This window comes from uncultured Nisaea sp., assembly GCF_963974195.1.
In the GTDB taxonomy this organism is placed as follows: domain Bacteria; phylum Pseudomonadota; class Alphaproteobacteria; order Thalassobaculales; family Thalassobaculaceae; genus Nisaea.
The window spans coordinates 23538-45001 of record NZ_CAXBDC010000011.1; the positions used below are offsets into that span (position 1 = coordinate 23538).

The window sequence follows — 21464 nt, forward strand, 5'->3', positions numbered from 1 at the left end:
CCTGCCAATCAGACGGTTTCTTCTTCCGCGGATGCATCCGCATGCGTCGCGACACGGCGAATGTTGGCGCCGCAGGCGCTCAGCTTCTCGACCAGATTCTCATATCCCCGGTCGAGATGATAGATCCGGTTCACTTCCGTCTCCCCGTCCGCCGCCATGGCGGCGAGCACGAGGCTGACCGATGCGCGCAGATCCGTCGCCATGACCGGCGCGCCGATCAGCCGGTTGACGCCGCGCACCAGGGCGGAGGAGTGATGCACATTGATGTTCGCCCCCATGCGCGCCAGCTCGGGCACATGCATGAAGCGGTTCTCGAAAATCGTCTCGGTGATCATGGAGGCACCGTTCGCGACGCTCATCAGGGTCATGAACTGGGCCTGCAGATCTGTCGGGAATCCGGGGAAAGGCTCGGTCATCACGTCGATGCCCTTGAGCCCGCCGCGCTTTGCCGAAACCCGGATGGAGCGCTCGCTTTCTTCGATGGTGACGCCGGCCTCGCGCAGGATCTCGAACACGCTTTCCAGCAGTCCGGCGCGGGTATTGGTCAGCTCGACATCGCCGCCGGTGATGGCTGCCGCCATGACATAGGTACCGGTCTCGATCCGGTCCGGCACCACCTTGTGGACAGCGCCGCCGAGTCTGTCCTTGCCCTGGATGCGGATGGTGTCGGTGCCGTGGCCCTCGATTTCCGCACCCATGGCGATCAGGCATTCGGCGAGATCGGTGATTTCCGGCTCGCGCGCCGCATTGACGAGGATGCTTTCCCCGTCAGCGAGGCAGGCCGCCATCAGCAGGTTCTCGGTGGCGCCGACGGAAACGACCGGGAACACGACACGGCCGCCATGCAGACGTCCGGACGGCACTTCCGCTTTCACATAGCCGCCTTCCAGGGCGACTTCGGCGCCAAGCTCGGCAAGGCCTTTCAGATGCAGGTCAACCGGCCGGTTGCCGATGGCGCAGCCGCCAGGCAGGGAGACCGTGGCCTGTCCTTCCCGTGCCAGCAGGGGGCCAAGCACCAGAACGGAGGCCCGCATCTTGCGGACGAGATCATACGGTGCGGTGGTGCTTTCGATGGTCTTTGCATGGAAGTCGACGGTCTGCCCGCCGCTTGCTTCATCCTGGGTCTTGCGCTTCACCCCGTGCTGGTCCAACAGGGCCGCCATGGAGTGGATATCGGCGAGCTTCGGTATGTTGGTCAGGGTGACCGGCTGATCCGTCAGCAAGGTTGCCGCCATCAATGGCAATGCGGCGTTCTTTGCTCCGCTGATCGGAATCTGCCCTTTGAGCGGCGTGCCGCCCCTGATCACCAACTTGTCCATCTAGATCCCCAGTTTTCATGCGGGACGGTCCGATTCAGTCCGAACAGCACCGAGCCCCGATTTGTTTTACTTTATCCCCGTGCGCTCTCACAAGCCCACGGAAGAAGAGCTTTCACCGAGAATGCGGCAGGATTTTGGGCCTTTGCCGTGGGACGGAATTAAATAACGGCCTGTCAGGGGCATTGCCCGTCGAGCAGCCGCTCGTCAGTCTCGATCATCTTTTTTCGTATCAGGAGAAGAATCACCGGCATCGTCGATACGCTGCCGTGCCTGCGCCTTGCGGCGATGCAGATTCGCCCGCAACGCGGCGGCGCGCCGTTCCGCACGCAGATCGGCTTCGGTCTTCTGGTTGCAGGAACTGGCTGTTTTCTGGGACTTTACCATGGCCGGAGAATGCCGTGAGCGGGCCATGAATTCCAGTCAAGAAACGTGCTTGCACCTCAGGAAACCCTGTGGCATGTTCCGCCGCGCTTTGCGAGGGGCCTACCTCGCTGCTGGCTTTTCAGCCGCAAGATGCTGCCGTAGCTCAGGGGTAGAGCACTCCCTTGGTAAGGGAGAGGTCGAGTGTTCAAATCACTCCGGCAGCACCATTCCATCCCAATAGCTTAACGCATATCCGAAGACTCGGGTTTTGGGGCAACAGCCTCAAGAGAGACGCACGCACGGGCGCTTACTTGATGCTGGCGAGCTCCGCCAAGCTATCCAGTCTTGCCGTGATGTCATCAGGCATGAAGGTTTTGCTCTCTCCGATCAAAACCAGCCGGCAGCCTTGAAAGTCACGCTCGGACGGGGACAGGCTCGCCCGGCGGCCGACCATCTGGAACAGCACACAGTCACCGGGCTTCTCCCGGAACTGCATCCATCCCTTGGCACGGAGGAGGCTTCCGGACAGGCTTCCGATCAGTGCCTGGAACCGGGGCAATGACACTGGGCCATCGCAGCTCCATTCGACGCTGGCGAAACGTCCGCTGTCCAGCGCGGGGCGCTGTTCTGGTGTCAGGCGGAATCCTGCGCGCCCGATCAGGTCGGTGACGGCCAGCGTGGTGCCGTCCGTGCCGAGAACATATGCCTTTCCTGTCTCGCCGAGGCGGGCGGCGAGAGCTGGGAGGCGGTCGTCGCCTGCCGGAACCTTGCTCAGTTGCACCATGTCGGCGGCGGCGATCTGCGCCTGCCACAGAGGGTCCTGCCAGCGGCCCGGGCTGTCCAGCAGGTCTTCGGCATCCGCGATGCAGACGATGCTGTCGAGCGCGGCGGCCCGAAAGAGAACCGGATCCATCAATGCCTGGACAATGCCCTGGGGATCGGCGACACCACTCGCCTCGATCAGGATGAGATCGGGCCGGCCGTCCCGGCTGTTCTGCAGGACCTGGCGCAGGGTGCGCAGGAGATCGCCCTGAAGCGAACAGCAGATGCAGCCGTTCTTGAGGCCGATCACGGCATCGCTCGCGCTTTCCAGCAAGGTGGCGTCGATATTGATGCTGCCGAAATCATTGACGATGGCGGCGATGCGCAAGCCTTTGGCGTTCAGCAGAAGCGCGTTGATGAAGGTCGTCTTGCCGGCGCCGAGAAAGCCGGTGACCAGGACAACCGGCACGTTCGTGTCTTTGGGGGCGGGCATGTTTGTGGGCTCTGGCATGTCCGCAGGCACCGGCATGTCTACGGGCACCGAATGGCCTGGCCCGGTGCGGCGGCGGTGTCCATCTGGCCGCCGGAGATAACCGGTGTGCCGCCGATCAATAGGTGAATGACGCCTTCCGCCGGTCGGTTCATATCGGTGAAAGTGGCGCGATCGGTGACCGATGCGAGGTCGAAGATCGTGATGTCGGCATCGAAGCCTGCGCGCAATCGCGCCTTGCGGGCGATCTGGGGGGTACAGCGTTCGATCACGCTGGCCGGGTAGATGGTGCATTTGGCCAGCGCCTCGACCAGCGGCATGACCTCGCGTTCCCGTGTGAAGTCGCGGAGGAACTTCGTGAAGGTGCCGGAGGATCTGGGGTGGGCCGAAACTTCAGGCGGTAATGGCCACTCTGTGCCTTCGTAGATCGACCCGTCCGGACGTACCCAGGGCATCGCGTCGGATGCTATCGAGCCGCCGGGATAGGTGACCGAGGCATCGAGCATCCGGCGATGCTCGGCGCTCACGTCGATGTCCAGATAGTGCCACAGGACAAGATCTGTCGGGTCTTCATGCGCGGCCCGCATGATGTCGTCGCGATCGGTGAAGCGGTGGTGGTCCTTGACCAGTTCGATGTCGCTGTAGTCGCTGCCGGTACGCTTTGTGAATTCCGGGTCGGCGAAGAAGGGCGCGCCGACGACGGTGGAGCCCGTGCCGTAAGGATAGGCCTCGGTCGTGACGTGCAGGCCCTGCGCCTGCGCTTTGGCGATGATTTCCACAGCGCGGTCGATGTCCTGCAGGCTGGTGGAGTTCAGGTGGCAGATATGCATATGCGCGCCGGTCGCCCCGGCGAGGCCGATCAGGCGGATATAGCTTTCGACGGAGCTTCGCGGGTCGATATTCGCCATATAGGCGATATGGGTGTAGGTCGGGCGGTCGAATTCGACGGCGAGGTCGCAGACCAGCGACAGCTCCTTCAGACCCGCGCCGGTGAGATATCCATTCGGGGTGCCGATGCCGATCGCCCCCTCCTCAAGCGCTTGCCGGGTGAGGGAGAGGATGGCTTCGGTTTGCTCGGGCGAGGCGGCATCGGTGGACCAGCGGTTGTCGTTCGACCCGCCCATATTATTCAGCGGGTTCGTCTTGCCGTTCGGGATGAAACCGCCGAAGGCCGCGCGGCGGGCAAAAGCCCAGGCCGCGGCGGTTCCGTAGTTCAGAACCCGGGGCACTGTTGCCTGATGGTCGTACCATTCCGCCACCGGCAGGGCGCCGATCTCGAGTTCCAGCGAAGTCGTCACCCCGTCGAAGGCCTGCATCCTGTCCGCCGCGACCGACTGACCATGGCCGTGCAGGTCGATGAAGCCGGGAGAGACGACAAGGCCGGTCGCATCAATCTCCCGCCCGGCGGTGCCGAGGTCGGTGCCGACAGCGACAATGATGCCGTCTTTCACGGCGACGTCGCAAATCTCGTCAAAGCCGGTTTCCGGGTCGATCACCCGTCCATTGCGGATCAGCAGGTCATGGGACATTGAGGGTACTTTCGGCGAAGAGGTTTTTTGGAGGGCGTCGGGCAGAAATTTTGTCCCGCAGGATCGCGGGGATGGCTGGATAAAAGAAGCGGTCATGTGATCCGGTGCGGCGCGGTGGATCACATCTGATGCAACGGGGACAGAGGCCCCCGGAAATGCTGGCAGGACTCGACGGCGATGACAACCTTCATCACCGCCAGCCGTGGTTCGCGAATATCTCCGGATGGCTGCTTCTGTTTTCTTCTGCGGCGCGATCAACTGCCATTTGTAAGCCTTGATGCATGGAACAGAAGGATGGAGCGGCGCGCGGCCCACATTGGTAGAGGCAGTTTTTTCATTTTTCGTAATGCTTCTCAATCTCAAATAAATTGAAAAAAGTGAAGTAAATGAACTCGTTGGCTTGATTGGCGCCCGGACAAAAGGCATGGTCGGTGGAAGGAGTCCATGTGGGGAAAGCCGGGTATGATGAAGAGCGGCCTGAAGCGCGATCTGATCGCCGTTGCTACCGTTCTGCCTGTAGCGATCGGCTTCTTTGTGCTCTCGGCCGGAGCGGGATTCGCGGGTGAGCCGGGATCTCTTCAGCGCGTTGCCGAGTATCTGGCGGCGGCTGATGATGACCTGCTGCTGCCGAATGCGGGAGAGCAGACGGACAGCTCCCAGGCCGACGATCTGCTGCTGCAACCGGCACCATCGCCGTCAGACGATTTACTTCTGCTCCCCGGGACGCCCCCCGCAGCCTCGGATGATCTTCTCCTGCCAAAGGCCTCGGACGATCTGCTTTTACCGGCCGCTTCGGACGGGGTGTTGGTGCCGCCGTCGGGGGGTGACGATCTGCTGTTAACCCCGGTCGCGGATCCGGTTGCTCCATCCGTTGCGCCTGCGATCGGGGCGCCGGTTTCTGCGGGGGGCTCCACGGAAGAGGCCGGAAGCGCGCCCGGTGCCGCGGCGGAGCATGAGAAGCTGTTCACCGAGAACCGCTTTCCGGCGGCGACCACCTGCGCGACCTGCCATCCCAAGCAATATAGCGAATGGTCGGCTTCCCAGCACGCCTATGCCCAGCTCAGTCCGGTCTTCCTGACCATGCAGGCAGCGATCAATGCAAAGACCAGCGGCACTAATGGCGATTTCTGTGTGCGCTGTCATACGCCCGTGGGCATGAACCTGGAGGAGTCGGTTTATGTCTCAAATTTCGACCGGCACCAGACCTCGCGGGAAGGTGTGACCTGCATCACCTGTCATCGGGTTAATCGCAATTACGGCAAGATCAGCGGCCGTCTCGCCATCGTCGAGGGCGATCTGTACGAGCCGGTCTTTGGCCCCAAGGGCGGTGAGGAACTGGAGCGGGTGCTGGCGGAGCCGCAGACCTACCGGGTCTCGACCGACCGGGATGCGCCCGGGCGGGGTATTCATACCGGGGTTGAGCGGTTTTTCCCGCTGGTCACCCCCGGTTTCTGCTCCACCTGCCACGATGTCACTCTGGTGAATGGTTTCCGCCTTGAAGAAGCCTTCGCCGAGTATCATCAATCACCGGCGTCCGAGGCAGGGGTAACGTGCCAGGATTGCCATATGGGCAAGGAGCAGGGTGTCGCTACCGGATACGAGCAAGGCCCGGCCGCGATCGTTGGCGGCCAGCCGACCAGGCCCCGGAAACTGGCCAGTCATTTCTTCGCCGGTCCGGACCATTCCATTCTCCCCCCCGGTCTGTTCCCGCTGAACGTGAAAGCCCAGAGCTTCAAGACCATGCGTGAATGGATGGCGTTCGACGATGCGGCCGGGTGGGGGACCGACGCGTTCGAGGATGCGGCCCCGCGCGACTATGCCTTCCCCGAGGCATGGCGCTCGATTGACGACCGGTATGATGGGCGCAAGATCATCGAGGAGCAAAAACAGCGTCTGGTGAAGGCGGACGAGCGGCGGCTTGAGGTTCTCCGTAACGGTCTGGAACTCGGGGAAATCAAGGTTATTGCGGCGGACATGGGTGATCTCGCGTTTTCGGTGGCCGTGCGCAACATCACAGACGGCCATGCCGTGCCGACCGGCTTCGATGCCGAGCGGCTGATGTTCCTGGACGTAACCGTGACCAATGGCGATGGGGCGGTTATCTATCGCTCCGGCGACCGCGATCCGAACGGCGACCTGCGGGATACACATTCCGCCTACGTGCATGCGGGCGAACTCCCGCTGGACGAGGATCTGTTCAATCTGCAATCAAAATTCCTGGTCCGGCTGCTGCGTGGCGGTGAACGCGAACAGGTGCTGCCTATCAACACGTCCCAGGGCGTGTTGCCCTTCGTGCGTCCCGAGGCCTTCCCCACGACGATCTACGGGCGGCCACGCGGCACGCGAAAGCATAAACAGACCATCGATCCGCTCGGCACACGGACAGCCGAATACACGGTGCCGTCAGAGTTGCTGACGGGGGCTGGGCCCTATGCAATCGATGTGAAGCTCAAGGCGCAGATGGTGCCGGTCAACCTGATTCTGGCCATTCAGGATATCGGCTTCGATTACGGCATGAGCGCACGCCAGGTGGCCGATGCGGTCGTCGGCGGTACATTGACCATTGCCGAGCAGGCGGCGGTCGTGAGCCTGGGTGAGCAGAGCAAGGCGGCGGTCCAATGAGCCATGCAAGCCGCTGGATCCGGTTGCTGCCGGCAATCGCGACGATGCTCTTCGCCCCGGCTGTTTCGGCTGAAGTGAAGACGCTGCACGAGGAAGCCATTCCCTATAAGGGCGACGCGCTTCCGGAGCGCACGAGGCCTCTTCTGGAGATTGGCCCGGCAATGCTCGGCACCGGCCCGCTGGATCCGGGGTTCGAGCTTCCCACCGGGGCGGTATGGCAGCCGGCATTATGGGTTTTCGGCCAGTACCGTACAGGTGCCGGTATCTACAAGAACGGCGGCGGCTCCGAGGAACAGGAATGGGCGAACCGGCTCGATCTGTTCGCCAATCTGCGACTCAGCGGTACCGAGCGGGTGCTGCTCGGCCTGTCGCCCCTGCGTGACGAGGGCAAATTCTCCGGCTATCACCGCCGCCCGGCGGACAAGGAAGGTTTCGACAGCGCGTTCAGTGGTGAGATTACGACCCTGTTCTTCGAGGGCGAGATTGGCGAGATCTTTCCCGATGCGGATCCGTTCGATACCGGCGGTCTCGATATCGGCTTCACTGTCGGTCGTCAGCAGCTTCTGTTCCAGGAAGGTCTGCTGATTAACGACACCATCGATGCCGTCGCCGTCACCCGCGATACGCTGATTGCCCGTGATATCTCTGTCGATACCCGCGTCACCGGCCTGTTTGGCTGGGGCAATATTCACCGCAGCGACAATCAGCGGGACGACAGGACCAGGCTGGTCGGTCTGTTCTCCGAAACCGATTTCCAGGACACGACCGTTGCTTTGGACGCGATCTGGGTAACTGGCAGCGAAGATGGCGGTGACGGGACCGACGGCCTGTTCCTGGGGGGCGCCGCCACGCAGCGTTTCGGCAAGTTGAACACCGCCTTCCGTCTCGCCCATTCCGTTGCCTTCGACGAAAGTTCCGCCGCGGTCGATACCGGCACCGTGCTTTTGGCCGAGTTGTCGGGTGATCCGATGGGCAATGACGATGTGCTATACGTCAACGGCGCCTGGGCGATAGACCGGTTTACCTCGGCGGCCCGGGATCCGCTCGCCGGTGGTCCGCTGGTCCCTGTTGGCATCCTGTTCGCTTCTCCCAATCTCGGCGATTATGGAGCGGCGCTGAGCAATCGGGCGGAGGACGTTGTCGCCGCCGCCACGGGCTATCAGATGTTTTTCAATCAGGAACGCACCCAGCTCGTTGCCGAGATCGGCACCCGGATTGCGACCGATCCGGATCAGCGCGACGCGGTCGCGATCGGCCTGCGTTTCCAGCAGGCAATCGGCGCCCGCCTCATCCTGCAGCTCGACGGTTTCGTGTCCCGCGAGGAGGCCCGTGATACCGGTTACGGGGCGCGTTCCGAATTGCTGGTGAGGTTTTAGAGGATGGTCGGGATGCTTGAGATCCTCGGCTATGCCATCGTCGCCGGTACGGCCGCGCAGGTCGCGCTCGGCCTGTTCGGGACCTGGCGGCGCGGTCATCTGGAACGGCGCAGCTTTGCCGCCGAAGCCCGCCTGTTCGAGCGTCAGGTCGAATTGTCCCTGCGCCGTGCCGAGGCGGAACGCGACCTGACCGTCAATTCCTGGAGCGGGTATCGCAAGCTCAAGGTCGTGCGCAAGATCCGGGAGGCGGAGGATGTCCACTCCTTCGAGTTGGCGGCTCATAATGGCCGGCCCCTGCCGCAATATCTGCCCGGCCAGTTCCTGACGTTCCAGGTGCGCATTCCGGGACAGGTCAAGCCACTGGTCCGCTGCTATTCCCTGTCTGATGCTCCGGCCGATGTTTCCCCCGATGGCGGTTGTTACCGGATCAGTGTGAAAAAGGTGGCGCCGCCGGAGGGCACGGACTGCGATCCGGGAATCGTGTCGAGTTACATGAACGACATCGTGCGCGAAGGCGATATCCTCGACGTGCGCGCACCCTCCGGCGGCTTCACCTGCGATCCGGCTTCCGACCAGCCGATCGTACTGATCGCTGGCGGCATCGGCATTACCCCCTTGCTCAGTATGCTGAACAGTGTGTGCCGCGGTCAGACGGAGCGGGAAGTGTGGCTGTTCTATGGGGTCCGCAACCGGAACCAGCATGCCTTTGCCGGGCATATCGCCGAACTGCGCCAGCTTTATCCAACCCTGCATGTCGTCATTTGCTACAGCCGTCCGACCGGGGAGTGTGTCCTGTCCCGGGATTATGACCGGCCGGGGCGGGTCGATCTGGCGTTGCTCAAGGAATGCCTGCCCTCAAGCAACTTCGCCTTCTATCTGTGCGGACCGGCGGCGATGATGGAAAATCTCGCCGAAGACCTGCGCGAATGGGGCGTCCCGGCCGGAGATGTCCGGGTTGAAGCCTTCGGTGCGGCGACCGTCCGGAGCCAACCGCACGAGGCCTCTGATCCGGTAGTTCAGCCCGGTGTGGAAATTCACTTCGACCGCTCCGGCAAGACGCTGAGCTGGGATGGATCGGCGGGGTCGATTCTCGCCCTGGCGGAAAGCCACGGCGTGGCACTGGAGAGCGGTTGCAGGGCGGGTCATTGCGGCACCTGCGTGGTCGCCATCAAGGCTGGAGAGGTCGACTACGTGGCGGAACCAGCCACAGTAGCGGAGCCGGGAACCTGCCTCGCCTGCATGGCGGTGCCGCGTGGCAGGCTGGTCCTTGATGCGTGAATGGACTAGAACAAATAAAAATGAAACCAATGGGATATGCGGTAATGTGGGTCACGGGGATTAAGCGAACTCAGGGTTGGCTTGCCGCAACGGCATCGTTTCTGGCTTCGGCATTGCTTGTCGCGGTGGCGCTGGCCGCCGTACCCGCTTCGGCGCAGACCGATCATTCGGCGTTCAAGATGATAGGCCCGGCCAAATGCGCCGAATGCCACAAGACCGAGACCGAAGTCTGGAAGGGCACGCACCACTTCTCGACCTTCACCGAACTCACCCGCAGGAAAGAGGCGAACGACATCGCCGAGCGTATGGGCATGCGCCGGATCAAGTCGGAGAGCCTGTGTCTGGACTGCCATTTTACGACTGTGGAAGCAGCCGGTGGCGGGCGTGACGCGGTTGCCGGTATCTCCTGCGAGAGTTGCCATGGAGCGGCGAGCGCCTGGCAGCCGATCCACAGCGGTTTCAGCGGCAAGAAGGAAGGCCAGGAAACGCCGGAGGAGATCGCGCTCCGCTGGGAGAAGGCCGAGGCTGCCGGGATGATCCGCCCGCAGGATATGTATAATTGGGCGAAGAACTGCTTCTCCTGCCATGTCGTGCCGAACGAGAAGCTGGTGAATACCGGCGGCCACAAAGCCGGCAGCCCGTTCGAGCTGGTCACCTGGTCCCAGGGTGAGGTTCGTCACAATACCTGGCACAACAAAGGTGCCGCCAATGCACCTGCCGCGCTCAACGACAAGCGGCTGATGTTCGTCGTCGGGCGGGCGGTCGAGCTGGAGACGGCGCTGCGCGCAGTTGGCAAGGCGACCCAGAAAGCATCCTACGCGGTGTCCATGGCCAAGCGCGCTCAGGCCGCCCGGCAGGCGGTCGCCGCCTTGAACGGCTATCTGAAGATCGATGAGCTTGCGCAGATGGGCACCGTGGCCGGCAGTGCCGGACTCAAGCTCAACAATGACGCGGCCCTGTCGGCGGCGGCGGACAAGGTTGGTGCGATCACCCGTCAGATTGTCGAGAAATATGACGGCAGCAGCTTCGGCGCCCTCGACCCGGTACTGCCATCGGACGCCGCCTACAAGGGCAAACCGGCCCGCTGAGGATCGCACAGGTGCCTTCTCCCGCCACAGCGATCAGCCGGCCCCGGCGTTGGGACAATCCGTTCGATCCGGATCTGGCGGCGGGGGATGTCGCGCGCATTCTGGCGGCGCCAGTCTTTCGTGACCTTGACCCGGCGCGGTTTCCGGCAGGTCAGTCGCTGGCGGATATCGTGCGCAACGATGCCCGGATCAACCGTTACCAGCGTGGCGACATCGTTGTGCGCGAAGGGGATTACGGGAACTCGGTTTTCGTGATCCTTACCGGAACGGCCTGTGTACTCTATGCCGATCTGCCCGGAACGAGACGCGCGGCCTCCCGGCAACGCCGCCCGTTCTGGCAGGCGCTCTCCCAGCTCTGGCGCAACGCACCGGAGATCGAGGCGCGCGCCCTGTCGCCACGATCGGGAACGGTGCATCTGCGGGCCGACCGGGACCGGGCCTATCTGCCGGATATTGATCGGGTGATGGAGGAGAATTCGACCATCCCACTCGGCCATGGCGACATGTTCGGCGAGATCTCCGCCCTGTCCCGCACCCCGCGTACCGCGACCGTATTCGCCGGTACGGACTGCGAGCTGATTGAGCTCAGATGGCAGGGGTTGCGCGATCTGCGTGCCCGCGATCCCGGCCTGCGCGAGGCGGTCGACCATCTGCACCGCACCCGCAGCCTGCTTGCGCATCTGGCGGAAAGTCCGCTCTTCGCTCATCTGGATGCAGAGACGACCGCGCTGGTCGCCGGGGAAATCCGTTTCGAAAACCATGGCGTCCAGGAGCTTTTTCCAACCGGCGCAGTGCCGGCGAACCGCGATGGAGCCCTAGCCGGAGAGCCGCTGATCGCCGAGGAAGGCAGTCTTGTCGACGACCTGATCATGGTCCGCGCCGGTTTTGGCCGGGTGACCGAGCATCTCGATCATGGCGACCGGACCGTCGGGTACCTGAAGAACAACGACGTCTTCGGCTTCGAGGAACTGGTCCGCCAATGGCGCGGGGGCGCAGCGTTGCCGCTTCGCTACAGCCTGCGGGCGATCGGGTATTTCGATATCCTTCGGGTGCCGGCGGTGGTGATGGAGCGTTATGTCCTGCCCACATTGCCGGAACATCTGCTGCCGACAGCGGCCCCCCTGGAGGTGCCCTCCACACCGGTCTGGAAGCGGGACGACAGTGAGACCGGGATCGAGCAGCCGCTGGTCGACTTCCTGATCGACGAGCGCATCATCAACGGCACCCAGTCCATGGTGATCGACCTGGACCGCTGCACCGGGTGCGACGATTGCGTGAAGGCCTGCGCGGCGACCCATGACGGCAATCCGCGCTTCGTGCGGCAGGGGCCGTCGCATAACGATCTGATGATCGCCCATGCCTGCATGCATTGCGTTGATGCGGTCTGCCTGATCGGTTGCCCGACCGGCGCGATCCAGCGTGATCTGTCCCTTGGCGACGTGCATATCAACGACGAGACCTGCATTGGTTGCGGCACCTGCGCGCGGAGCTGCCCCTATGACAACATCGTCATGGTGGAGATTGCCGACCGTGCGGGCCAGGTCATCACCGATCGCGAGACCGGTGCGGCAATCCGCCGGGCAACCAAATGCGACCTTTGCGCGGGACAACTCGGCGGCCCCGCCTGTCAGCGCGCCTGCCCGAATGATGCTCTGGTGCGCCTCGATATGAGCGATCCGGAGGAGTTGGTGGCATGGCTGCATCGCTGACTTTCTTCACCCGGCGGCGGATCCGCAACGGCGCGATCGTCGCGCTTGCCTCCGCCATGCTCATCGCGGCGGCCCGTCTGGCGGAGACGACCCTGCATGACACCCGGTTCGTCACCGGCTGGATCCTGATCGTGCTGATCGCCGGTCTGGCGCTGTTCGACCTGCGCCGGCGTATCCCGGTGCTACCGCTCGGCGACGCGTCGACCTGGGAGCAGGTGCATATCTATGCCGGATGGTTCACGGTCGCGGCGTTTCTGACCCATACCGGATTCGGTCTGCCGGACGGCCCGTTCGAGGTTGCGCTGTGGCTGCCGTTCGTGGCGGTCGCGATCAGTGGAACCGTCGGGATCTGGTTGAACCGGATGCTGCCAAGGCGCATGCGCGATCACGGCCCCCGTGAGCTTTATGACCGCATTGCCGTCCGGCGGGCAGAGATTGCCGCGGAGGCGAAGATTCTGGCTGTGGACTCCGCCCGCGACACGGGATCGATCACCATCGCCGATTATTACCAGAAGGAACTGAGCGCCTATTTTCAGGGCCCGAGAAACGCGCTGTCCCACCTGACCGGATATCACGGCCATTTGCACCGTCAACTCCAGCAGATCCGTTCTCTGCACCGGTATGTAGATGCTGGAGGGCGCGCCATTCTTGACCGGCTCTGCGAGCTGGTCGAGGCCAAGGACGATCTGGATTATCAATATGCCGCCCAGTCGGCCATGCGGCTCTGGTTGTTCGTGCATGTCCCGCTGGCGCATGGGCTGCTGATCCTGATGGTTGTGCATGCCGTGCTTGCCTATGCCTTCAGGGTGGGGGCGTGATGCGAGAGCAGAGGGCAGATGCCGGTGTCAGTGCCGGCTCCTACGACCGCCCGGACCGGGGCTGGAAGTGCGGGCGGCTTGCCCTCGGCCAGCCATGCCCGCGCGGTCCGGATGGCAAGGGGCGCTGTCAGGGTATGGCGGATTGTGCGCCGGTACGCCGGGGCGATCGCTGGCACTGCACCTGCCCGCCGAGCGCCGGTGGCCCCTGTGCCGCAGGCCCGCATCCTGATGGCCAATGTGCTGTGCAGCGTCCCCCCTGTGTTCCGGTCCGCAGTCTGAGCGCCGTGCGCCGCCGGGTGACGCGATTGGTCGTGGTCGCGGTGATCGGTCTGGTCATGATCGCGTTGACGGGGACCGATCGCGAGGCCCTGCTGTCGCCGGGGCCGCTTACTTTCCAGCATAGCGTGGTCGGCGGCTGTGCCGGCTGCCACCAGAATTTCAACGATGGACCTGCCGGGTGGGTCATGACCGCTTTCGGAAATGCGCCGGACGGTCATGCCGAAGGGGACAGTGCTTGCCAGAGCTGTCACGCGCTGGGTGCGGATGCCGAGAAGGCACATTCCCGGCCGCTCGCCCAGACAGCCGCGCTGACCGAGGCGGCGCTGGCCCGTCGCGCCGGAGACAAGAGCACGACACCGCTCAAGTTCCAGGCATCGGGATGGCTGTTCGCCGATATCGGTGGTGCCGATGCGCCGGATTCTTCGGCCGGTTGCGCCACCTGTCATCGCGAGCATCGCGGCGTCGAAGCCGATCTCACCGGGATACCGGAGGGAGCGTGCCAGAGCTGTCACACCGTCCAGTTTGCCTCTTTCGCCAACGGTCATCCGGAGTTTGACACGCCATTGTCGGACCGCAGGCCCCGGATCGCCTTCGACCATGCCGCCCATCTCGACCGGCATTTCGGCGCGGCCGAGAGTGCTGGAAAGGTGCCGGAGACCTGCAACACCTGCCACCTGCCGTCGGATGACGGGCGGGCCATGCTGACAGGCAGCTTTGAGACCATGTGTGCTTCATGTCACCAGGATGATATCGCCGGGGCCGGGGCTATCGGGCCGAAAGGCATCGCCTTTCTGACCGTGCCGGGGCTGGACCTGCTGGAGCTGGAGGCCCGTGGCGTGGACATCGGCACCTGGCCTGAATGGTCGGAGGAGCCGCTCACCCCGTTCATGCGGCGCCTGCTGGCGGGGGAGCCGGAGGTCGCGGCTGCCATGGATCGGCTGGACGGCGTGGATCTGCTGGATCTGCGCGATGTGGCCCCCCGGGACATTCGGGCCGTGGCGACCGTCGCCTTCGCGATCAAGCGTCTTGTCGGCGATCTTCTCGCCAACGGTGTCCAGGCGGCCGAGGCGAGACTTGGCGGCGACGATGCCGGCCGGCCGGATAGCGACCGGACAGGCATCCTGCTGGGTCACCTGCCGATGGAGGTTCTGGCAGCGGCCGCCAAAGACTGGTTCCCCGTTTTACCCAGCGAACTCGCCCAGCCATTCCCGGCATTACCGGGGGTAATTCCGGGCCCGGCACTTGCACAGGATGCGGCCATCGCGCCGGCCCCTACGTCTGACCAGTCTGACATTCTTGCTGTGCCGTCAGCGGATCAATCGGACATCCTTGCAGTGCCGTCACCGGATCAATCGGACATTCTTGCAGTGCCGTCACCGGATCAATCGGACATCCTTGCAGTGCCATTACCGGATCAATCGGACATCCTTGCAGTGCCATTACCGGATCAATCGGACATCCTCGCGATGCCGTCTCCCGATCAGTCGGATATTCTGGCGGGGCCCTCGGCACCTGAAGCTCTGGTGCCGGTACCAGACAGTGCTCCGACGGAACCGGTCACCCAGACAGGTGTCGCAGACCTGCCGACACGGATTGAGCCGAATGTCTCTGCCGAGGAATGGATGCGGGCCGGGGGCTGGTACCGGGGCGCGTTCGCCTTGAGATATCGGCCGACGGGACATGCCGACCCGTTCATGCGGGCCTGGATCGATATAGCCGCGGCACAGCCGGCTCAGGAAGCCAATCGGCTGATGGGGACGTTCGACAATGCCCGGGCGCCGGGAACCTGTCTGCGCTGTCACAGCGTCGACCGCGTCCCGTCAGCAGACAGTGGTCGCGGGGAAGGGGCTGGTTCGGTCAACTGGTTGCCGATGGGCTACGATCCCGCCGTCCGGGAATTCGTGCGCTTCGCCCACGCTCCGCATTTCAGCCTGATTGCGGATTCCGGTGGCTGTCAGACCTGCCACATCGTGACCCGCCCGGAGGGAGCTGCGAACATGGCAGCCTTCCAGGATCAATACAACCAGGGCGACCCTCATGCCGCCGTGATCTCCGGCTTCTCCCAGCCGACTGTCGCAACCTGCTCGGGCTGTCACGCACCGGGCCGTGCCGGAGACACCTGCACCCAGTGCCACACCTACCACGTCGGCACATTCCCCACCCCAACCATCGCAACCCGGATGCAGGTCCTGACACCTGCGGAATGATGAGCTTGATAGGTCGGGTTGTTTCAAGCAGACCGCTCATCACCCGTCTTCATGTACATCCATGCAAAAGACAGCGTCGGCGATGCCCTTCGCGGGTGGATTGCTGTCTACATGGGGGAGCAGGACAACGACCGGGCCGGTGTCTAGATCGGCAAGCTGTGCCGGTGTTCCATGGCCGAACTCCAGATGACCGCGGCCGATAATGCCGGCGACCAACGGTGCGGTGGGAGTGTTTCGCAGATTTGCTATGCGGCAGGCGAAGGAGCGGTCCCAGACCTGTTGGGCGCGCACGAACCGGTCAAAAGCAGGGTCGTCGGGGCCCTGTGACTTTCTGGTCGGGGATCCGCCGCCGGTTATGTCGAACAGATATTGGCGATAGGCGCGGGTTGCGGCCAGAGCGGGGGTGACCCCGTCGCGCTCGGCCTCCGGGATCGCGTCCCAGCCCAGTTTCCCGACTTCCGTGACCAGTGGCCGGCGGCAATTGAGGCCATGCATCGGGATGCGGAATTGCCGGCAAAATCGGAAAAGCGGCATGTACAGCCCGGAAGGGAAGCCCCAGACCGTCCCCCATTCCGCGTCATCCAGAAAAGCCGCCTCGCTCGCGTAATCGCCGTCGGTCCAGCGCTTCAGCACCGGATCTAGGCGGGCGGGAAACATCTCGTACCCGACAGCGAGATCGTCCCTGAGGGCGCGCAGTCCAGCCAGCACATGAAGCTGCCAGCGATGCTGGGCAGCCTGGTCGTGCTGCTCGCCGAGAAGGACGGTGCCCGCCTCGGCAGCCATTTTCAGAACGTCGCCGTGAGAGAGGGTTTTTCCGCTCTCGGGGCTGATCCATTGGCCCGGAGTAATCTTGCTGGTCATCATTGAGCCGGGCCGATGGAAAGGGCGCTGTCCGAGCGGTCCAGCAGGATGCCGCGATGCCAGCCGTCCCGCTCCTCCCAGCCGGAGAGAGTGTTTGCCGGCAGGTGAAGGTGGAAGTCTTTCAGGATGATGTTGAAGCAGCCGCCGGCGGGAAGCATCTTGGCGATTTCGCCCGCCCATTGTTGGGTGAAGAGCGGGGTCTCGATGCGCACCGTGACCGGCGCCGCGCCGATGAGGCTTTCAAGGAAGGGGCGTGCCGGATCGTTTTCGAGATCGGGCTCGGTTTCCTCCCGTGCCGGCCAGGGGCGTGGGGCGATCGGGGTGCGCTCGAACTTCGTGAGATGCGGCGCCATCGCTTCCAGCCCTTCGAGGCCGGTGAAGGAAAACAGCACGTCGCCGTCTTTGCCCATCATGTCCAGCCGGGGATAGATCTTGTCACGCATTTCCATGGTGGTGTCGTACTCGACCGAGACGAGGGCGGACGGATCGAGAACGAGATCGTGGCAGGCGCCGGAAATCCGGACGGATCTGTCCGTCACTTCGACCGTCTCGATCTTTCCCAGCCGCTCATGGACGGCTCCGTCGGCACGGGCGCCGGTCTGGATCCGGTCCATCTCCGGCAGCAATTTCATGATTTCGACAGGGGTGGCGTTCAGTCCATGGCGTTTCACGGCATCGCTCATGCTGTGGCTCCGTTCTTCGGCAGATTATAGGATTGATCGGTTTCGCCCGTCTCCGGCACGGCGCTGTCGCGCTCCCGGCCGGTGCCGAGCGTCAGTACCTTGAAGTCTCCGAGCGCATCAGGCGGGCGATGCGCCGCGCAAATGATCATCGCATCAGGGCATTCCTTGCGGACGAGGCTCAGGACCTCCGCTTCGCTATGGGCATCGAGGGCGCTGGTGGCTTCGTCGAGAATCAGGATATCCGGCCGGATGATCAGAACCCGCGCAAGGGCGAGCCGCTGCCTCTCGCCCGCAGACAGGCCCGCATAGCTTTCTTCACTGGGCTTATCGAGAGCTTCCAGGCGATGGCTAAGGCCGACCTTGACGAGGGCGGCCTCGACAGCCGCGCGCCCGACCTCTTCGGGATCATCCGGATAGGTGATCGAATGGGCCAGGCCTTCGGGGAAAACGCGGGAAAATTGAGGCAGAGCCAACAGTTTTCCTTCCGGCAGGACGATCTCGCCTTTGCCATAGGGCCACAGTCCGGACAGGGCGGACAGGAAAGTGCTTTTGCCAATTCCGGAAGGGCCCTGCACCCACACGGTTTCTCCAGATCGAAGACTCACATCGGGCACCGGGCTGAGAGCCAGTCCGAGAGGCGTGGTGAGGGCCAGCCGCCGGACATGCAAACGTGCATCATGACCATGACTGCGGTCGATCTCCCGGGGGGAACCGGGAACAGGTGCCGGGGATGCCGCCGATTTCAGCAAGAGATCAAGGCGTTCGGATACCGCCGCGAATTCCGCCAGATCGCGATACGAGAAGATGAACCAGCTTAAGGTCGTCGTTACCCGCGAGAACGCCGAGGCGAGCTGCATCAGCCCGCCAAGAGTGACCGAGCCGGCGAAATAGGCTGGCAGGGCGAGAAAGGTCGGTATGCGCAAGACCGTCTGGAAATACGGCCGCACGAACAATCCCAGGATAAGTTCGGCGTTGGTCAGGCGCAGCCAGTTTGTGCGTATCATATTGAAATGGCGGGTTAATCTTCGGCGTTCCGCCTGCTCCCCGGAAGACTGGGCCACTTCGTCGGCACCTTCACGCACCTGGATCAGCGCCCGCCGGAAATTCGCCTCCCGGCGTTCTCGCGTGAAGATAAGGTCTTTGATCGGGCGCCCAAGCAGATGGGTAATCAGTGTGGACAGGGAGACATACAGGAAGGCGGCCCAGACCATGTAATGGGGAATGGAAACCTCTTGTCCAGAAACGGTGAATTCGAGCGAGAACGACGACAGGGACCACAGGACGGTAATATAGGAGCCAATTGCGACGATATTGGATACGAGATCCAGGGTTTCGATGAGAAGACGGTGAATGAAAAGACGGCAGTCCTCGGCAATGCGCTGATCCGGGTTATCCACGGGATCGCTTGAAAAGCCGGGGCGCAACAGCCAGTAGGCCTTGTTCGATAGCCAGGCGTCCTGGACATGCTCCGTCAGCCTTTGGCGGAGAAACAGGAACAGACGCTTTCGCAACCAGTCCCCGGCAAGATGAAACGCAGCCGATGTGCCGATCAGAAGAGCAAAGGTGCCGACTTCGGTCAGGGCCGCGATGGCATCCTTGTTTTCCAGGGCATCGTAGAAAGCCTTGCTCCAGGCGATCAGGCGCAGGGAAATCCAGATGCCCGCAAATTGGCAGCCGAGAACGACGGCATAGAGAAGGTAGCCGTACCAGGACCCGGGCCCTGACACGGCATGCCGTGTCAGGGTGAGGATCCGCATCAGGATGATGCGCATGTGATCAGAACCGGACTGTCAGTGACGCGGTGAAGGTCCGCCCCGCTCCGGTCTGGAGCTCGATCGGGTTCTGATTGGCGACGGAGGTGGAAGGAGATGTCGTCCGGTCCGCCGCACCGGCTTCGAAATACCGGGTGTCGAAGACATTCTTCACACCGAAATTGAGGCTCGCCATTTCCGTCACCTGCCAGCGTCCGAACAGGTCGAGCAGGGCATAGCCACCCGGCTTGAACCCGGTCTCCGTGGAGACTTCCTTCACCGGCGCGGCCAGTGTCGTTACAGCGGAAAGGCTGAGGTCATAATCCGGGATCAGGTAATCCGCCCCGAGGACCGCCGTCAGAGGCGGCAGCGTGTGCGGTACGGTCTCGGAATCATCCGAGGCTTTCTGGTCGCCTTTCTGCCAGGCCAGGCTTCCGTTAAATCTGAGCCTGTCATTCATCTGATAGGCACCATCGACCTCAATACCCCAGACTTCGACGGAAGACAGGTTGCGGTACGTGTAGTCGTTTGTGCCCGGCGGATTGTAGAAGCTCTGGATGAAGTTGGTGTAGTCGGAATAGAAACCGGTCACGCCGATATATCCGTTACCGAACTGCGTCCGCACACCTGCCTCGTAACTGGTGACTTCCTCCGGCTCCAGATCAGGGGAGGGCGTCAGGTCAAAGAAAGAGCCTGGAAGGGATGTGTAGAGCTGCTGGGCGGTCGGCATCTTGAAGCCTTCGCCATATTTACCCCAGACGGACCAGGTGTCGTTCAGCCTGTAGAGGGCGCCGAGGCTTTTCAGCAGAGCGGTGTCTTCGCGCAAGCGTGGCTCGGAGCCGTCGACGATCTGATAATCGGCGTTCGGGTCCGGATCGATCCGGTAGGTCGCGTACCGAATGCCCGGGGTGATTTCCAGTCTGTCCCCGAGAAAACCGATCGTGTCCTGCATGTAGATATCGGCGCGGCGTGTATCGGAATTGGCGAAATTGAAGCCACCCGCACGGGTCTCCGAGGTGGCACCGGTATCCAGGTTTGTGGTGCTGTCGATGCGGGTATAGTCGAGAACCGAATAATCGCCGTCAAAGCCGAAGATCAGGTCATGGCTGGCGGGGCCAGTGGCAAAGAACTTTGTGGCCTGGACGTCGAGCTCGAAGAAGTCCTCGGTATAGTTCAGGGTATCGTCGATCCGGTAGGCATTGCCGGCCGATGCCGTGCCCAGCTCCGTCCCGGTTTTGTCGTATTCATGCGGGGCATAGGCGACAATTGTTTTCAGACTGTCCAGAAACGTGGTTTCCGGAGTCCACAGGTGCTCCAGCGCATAACGCCCGCGGGTGAGATCCAGATTGCGGTCATAGTCGTTCACATAGTCGCCATTGGACTGTGTGCCGCGGCTCACTGTGTAGTCGACGGCGGTGGACCGCTTCAGAAGATCCGCCGATAGCTCCAGACTGTGCTCACTGGTCGGTGCCCAGACGAGTTTTGCGAGACCGCGATAGGTATCCGTCTGCGTGTCGTCGAGTTCGTTACAGGGGATTTGCCCGACGGCGAGATCTCTCGGGCAGCCGTAGATGCCGCCATCGGCCCTGGCATTGCTGAGTTCGGCCTCGCTGCCTCTGTGACGCGAGAACGCAATCATGGATGTCAGTGTATCGGACAGGCGGTAGGCCGCTGCGGCAGAGGCTGTGCCGGAGGTCGTGAAGCTGTCGAAGCCCAGCCTCGCCTGCCCGCCCGATTTCCGGCCCAGCAGAAGGTCTTCGGGATCCAGCGTCTCAACGGCGACGACGCCGCCCATTGCATCGGCCCCCCAAAGGACGGATGCGGGGCCCCTGATCACTTCGACCTGCTTGACGAAATTGAAGTCCAGATAGTCTCGCGTCCCGTCGGTAATACGCTCCGAGACGCGCGAGCCGTCTGACAGCATCAGCACCCGGTTGCCGCCAACGCCGCGAATATTGAAACCGCCAAAGGTGTTGAAGGGGTCGGTGGCGGTTGTTTGCCGGTCAACAGTCACGCCCGGGATATACCGGGTGAGCTGTTGCATGTCGGTAATACCGTATTTGGTGATCGCCTCGTTATCCACGATTGTCACATGGGAGGGGATGTCCTGCGTAGATGTTGCCTGACGGCCGGCGACGACCGAAATCGGCTCCAGCACCGTCGCGCCTTCGACGCCGGGCTGATTGTTTTCGCTGATCTTTTGGGGAGCAGTCTCTGTTGGATTTGTCGTGACCTCTTGGGCCTGAACGCTTGGCGAGGCGCAAATGAGGGCATAGCCAGCGACGATCGCCAGCTTGAGGGCCTCTCGGCCTTTGCGGTTTTGCATTGA

At 62.8% G+C, this 21464-nt stretch carries 15 protein-coding genes and 1 tRNA gene; 8 read left to right on the forward strand and 8 right to left on the reverse strand.

Translation table 11 applies throughout. The features are described 5' to 3' along the window. Positions 1-8: 8 nt before the first annotated feature. Positions 9-1319: a UDP-N-acetylglucosamine 1-carboxyvinyltransferase gene (murA, locus tag AAC126_RS04330; protein WP_339850448.1), complete on the reverse strand. Its 1311-nt coding sequence runs from the start codon at positions 1317-1319 to the stop codon at positions 9-11. A gap of 204 nt (positions 1320-1523) precedes the next feature. Next, complete coding sequence (locus AAC126_RS04335) at positions 1524-1703, reverse strand: hypothetical protein (protein ID WP_339850450.1); 180 nt, start codon at positions 1701-1703, stop codon at positions 1524-1526. A gap of 131 nt (positions 1704-1834) precedes the next feature. On the opposite strand from AAC126_RS04335, the gene AAC126_RS04340 reads away from it, so the two are divergent. After that, positions 1835-1909, forward strand: a tRNA-Thr gene (locus AAC126_RS04340). Positions 1910-1989: 80 nt separating this feature from the next. Here AAC126_RS04340 and AAC126_RS04345 read toward each other — a convergent pair. Together AAC126_RS04345 and AAC126_RS04350 are read right to left on the reverse strand one after the other, a co-directional pair. After that, positions 1990-2937, reverse strand: coding sequence for a CobW family GTP-binding protein (locus AAC126_RS04345; RefSeq protein WP_339850451.1), 948 nt, complete (start codon positions 2935-2937; stop codon positions 1990-1992). Positions 2938-2975: 38 nt separating this feature from the next. Then, a complete protein-coding gene (locus tag AAC126_RS04350; protein WP_339850452.1) occupies positions 2976-4889 on the reverse strand; it encodes an amidohydrolase family protein in 1914 nt (637 codons plus the stop codon). A gap of 36 nt (positions 4890-4925) precedes the next feature. Here AAC126_RS04350 and AAC126_RS04355 point away from each other — a divergent pair, with 36 nt between their 5' ends. From AAC126_RS04355 to AAC126_RS04385, 7 genes are read left to right on the forward strand one after another with little or no spacing between them, the layout of a single operon-like run. Next, on the forward strand, positions 4926-7085 hold the full coding sequence (locus AAC126_RS04355) for a multiheme c-type cytochrome (RefSeq protein WP_339850453.1): 2160 nt from the start codon (positions 4926-4928) through the stop codon (positions 7083-7085). Then, positions 7082-8461 (forward strand): hypothetical protein, encoded by a 1380-nt coding sequence (locus AAC126_RS04360; RefSeq protein ID WP_339850455.1) that lies wholly within the window; start codon positions 7082-7084, stop codon positions 8459-8461. Before AAC126_RS04355 ends, AAC126_RS04360 begins: the two co-directional genes overlap by 4 nt. Positions 8462-8473: 12 nt before the next feature. Beyond that, positions 8474-9739: a 2Fe-2S iron-sulfur cluster-binding protein gene (locus AAC126_RS04365; protein ID WP_339850457.1), complete on the forward strand. Its 1266-nt coding sequence runs from the start codon at positions 8474-8476 to the stop codon at positions 9737-9739. A 20-nt stretch (positions 9740-9759) separates the two neighbouring features. Further along, the gene (locus AAC126_RS04370; RefSeq protein WP_339850458.1) at positions 9760-10827 is read left to right on the forward strand and encodes a cytochrome c family protein; all 1068 of its coding nucleotides are present in this window, start codon (positions 9760-9762) and stop codon (positions 10825-10827) included. An 11-nt stretch (positions 10828-10838) separates the two neighbouring features. Then, positions 10839-12536 carry a cyclic nucleotide-binding domain-containing protein gene (locus AAC126_RS04375; RefSeq protein ID WP_339850459.1) on the forward strand — a complete coding sequence of 566 codons (1698 nt, stop codon included), beginning with the start codon at positions 10839-10841 and terminating at the stop codon, positions 12534-12536. Then, on the forward strand, positions 12521-13354 hold the full coding sequence (locus AAC126_RS04380) for a hypothetical protein (RefSeq protein ID WP_339850460.1): 834 nt from the start codon (positions 12521-12523) through the stop codon (positions 13352-13354). The genes AAC126_RS04375 and AAC126_RS04380 overlap by 16 nt, the downstream gene beginning before the upstream one ends. Next, the gene (locus AAC126_RS04385) at positions 13354-15840 is read left to right on the forward strand and encodes a hypothetical protein (RefSeq protein ID WP_339850461.1); all 2487 of its coding nucleotides are present in this window, start codon (positions 13354-13356) and stop codon (positions 15838-15840) included. Before AAC126_RS04380 ends, AAC126_RS04385 begins: the two co-directional genes overlap by 1 nt. A 39-nt stretch (positions 15841-15879) precedes the next feature. On the opposite strand, the gene AAC126_RS04390 is transcribed toward AAC126_RS04385, so the two are convergent. Genes AAC126_RS04390 through AAC126_RS04405 form a run of 4 tightly spaced genes read right to left on the reverse strand, consistent with a single transcriptional unit; the run spans position 15880 to position 21461 of the window. Next, on the reverse strand, positions 15880-16701 hold the full coding sequence (locus AAC126_RS04390; RefSeq protein ID WP_339850463.1) for a ChaN family lipoprotein: 822 nt from the start codon (positions 16699-16701) through the stop codon (positions 15880-15882). Then, complete coding sequence (locus AAC126_RS04395) at positions 16701-17384, reverse strand: hypothetical protein (RefSeq protein ID WP_339850464.1); 684 nt, start codon at positions 17382-17384, stop codon at positions 16701-16703. The genes AAC126_RS04390 and AAC126_RS04395 overlap by 1 nt, the downstream gene beginning before the upstream one ends. Next, positions 17381-19156 (reverse strand): SbmA/BacA-like family transporter, encoded by a 1776-nt coding sequence (locus AAC126_RS04400; RefSeq protein ID WP_339850466.1) that lies wholly within the window; start codon positions 19154-19156, stop codon positions 17381-17383. The genes AAC126_RS04395 and AAC126_RS04400 overlap by 4 nt, the downstream gene beginning before the upstream one ends. Positions 19157-19160: 4 nt before the next feature. Continuing rightward, on the reverse strand, positions 19161-21461 hold the full coding sequence (locus tag AAC126_RS04405; RefSeq protein WP_339850468.1) for a TonB-dependent hemoglobin/transferrin/lactoferrin family receptor: 2301 nt from the start codon (positions 21459-21461) through the stop codon (positions 19161-19163). Positions 21462-21464 lie beyond the last annotated feature (3 nt).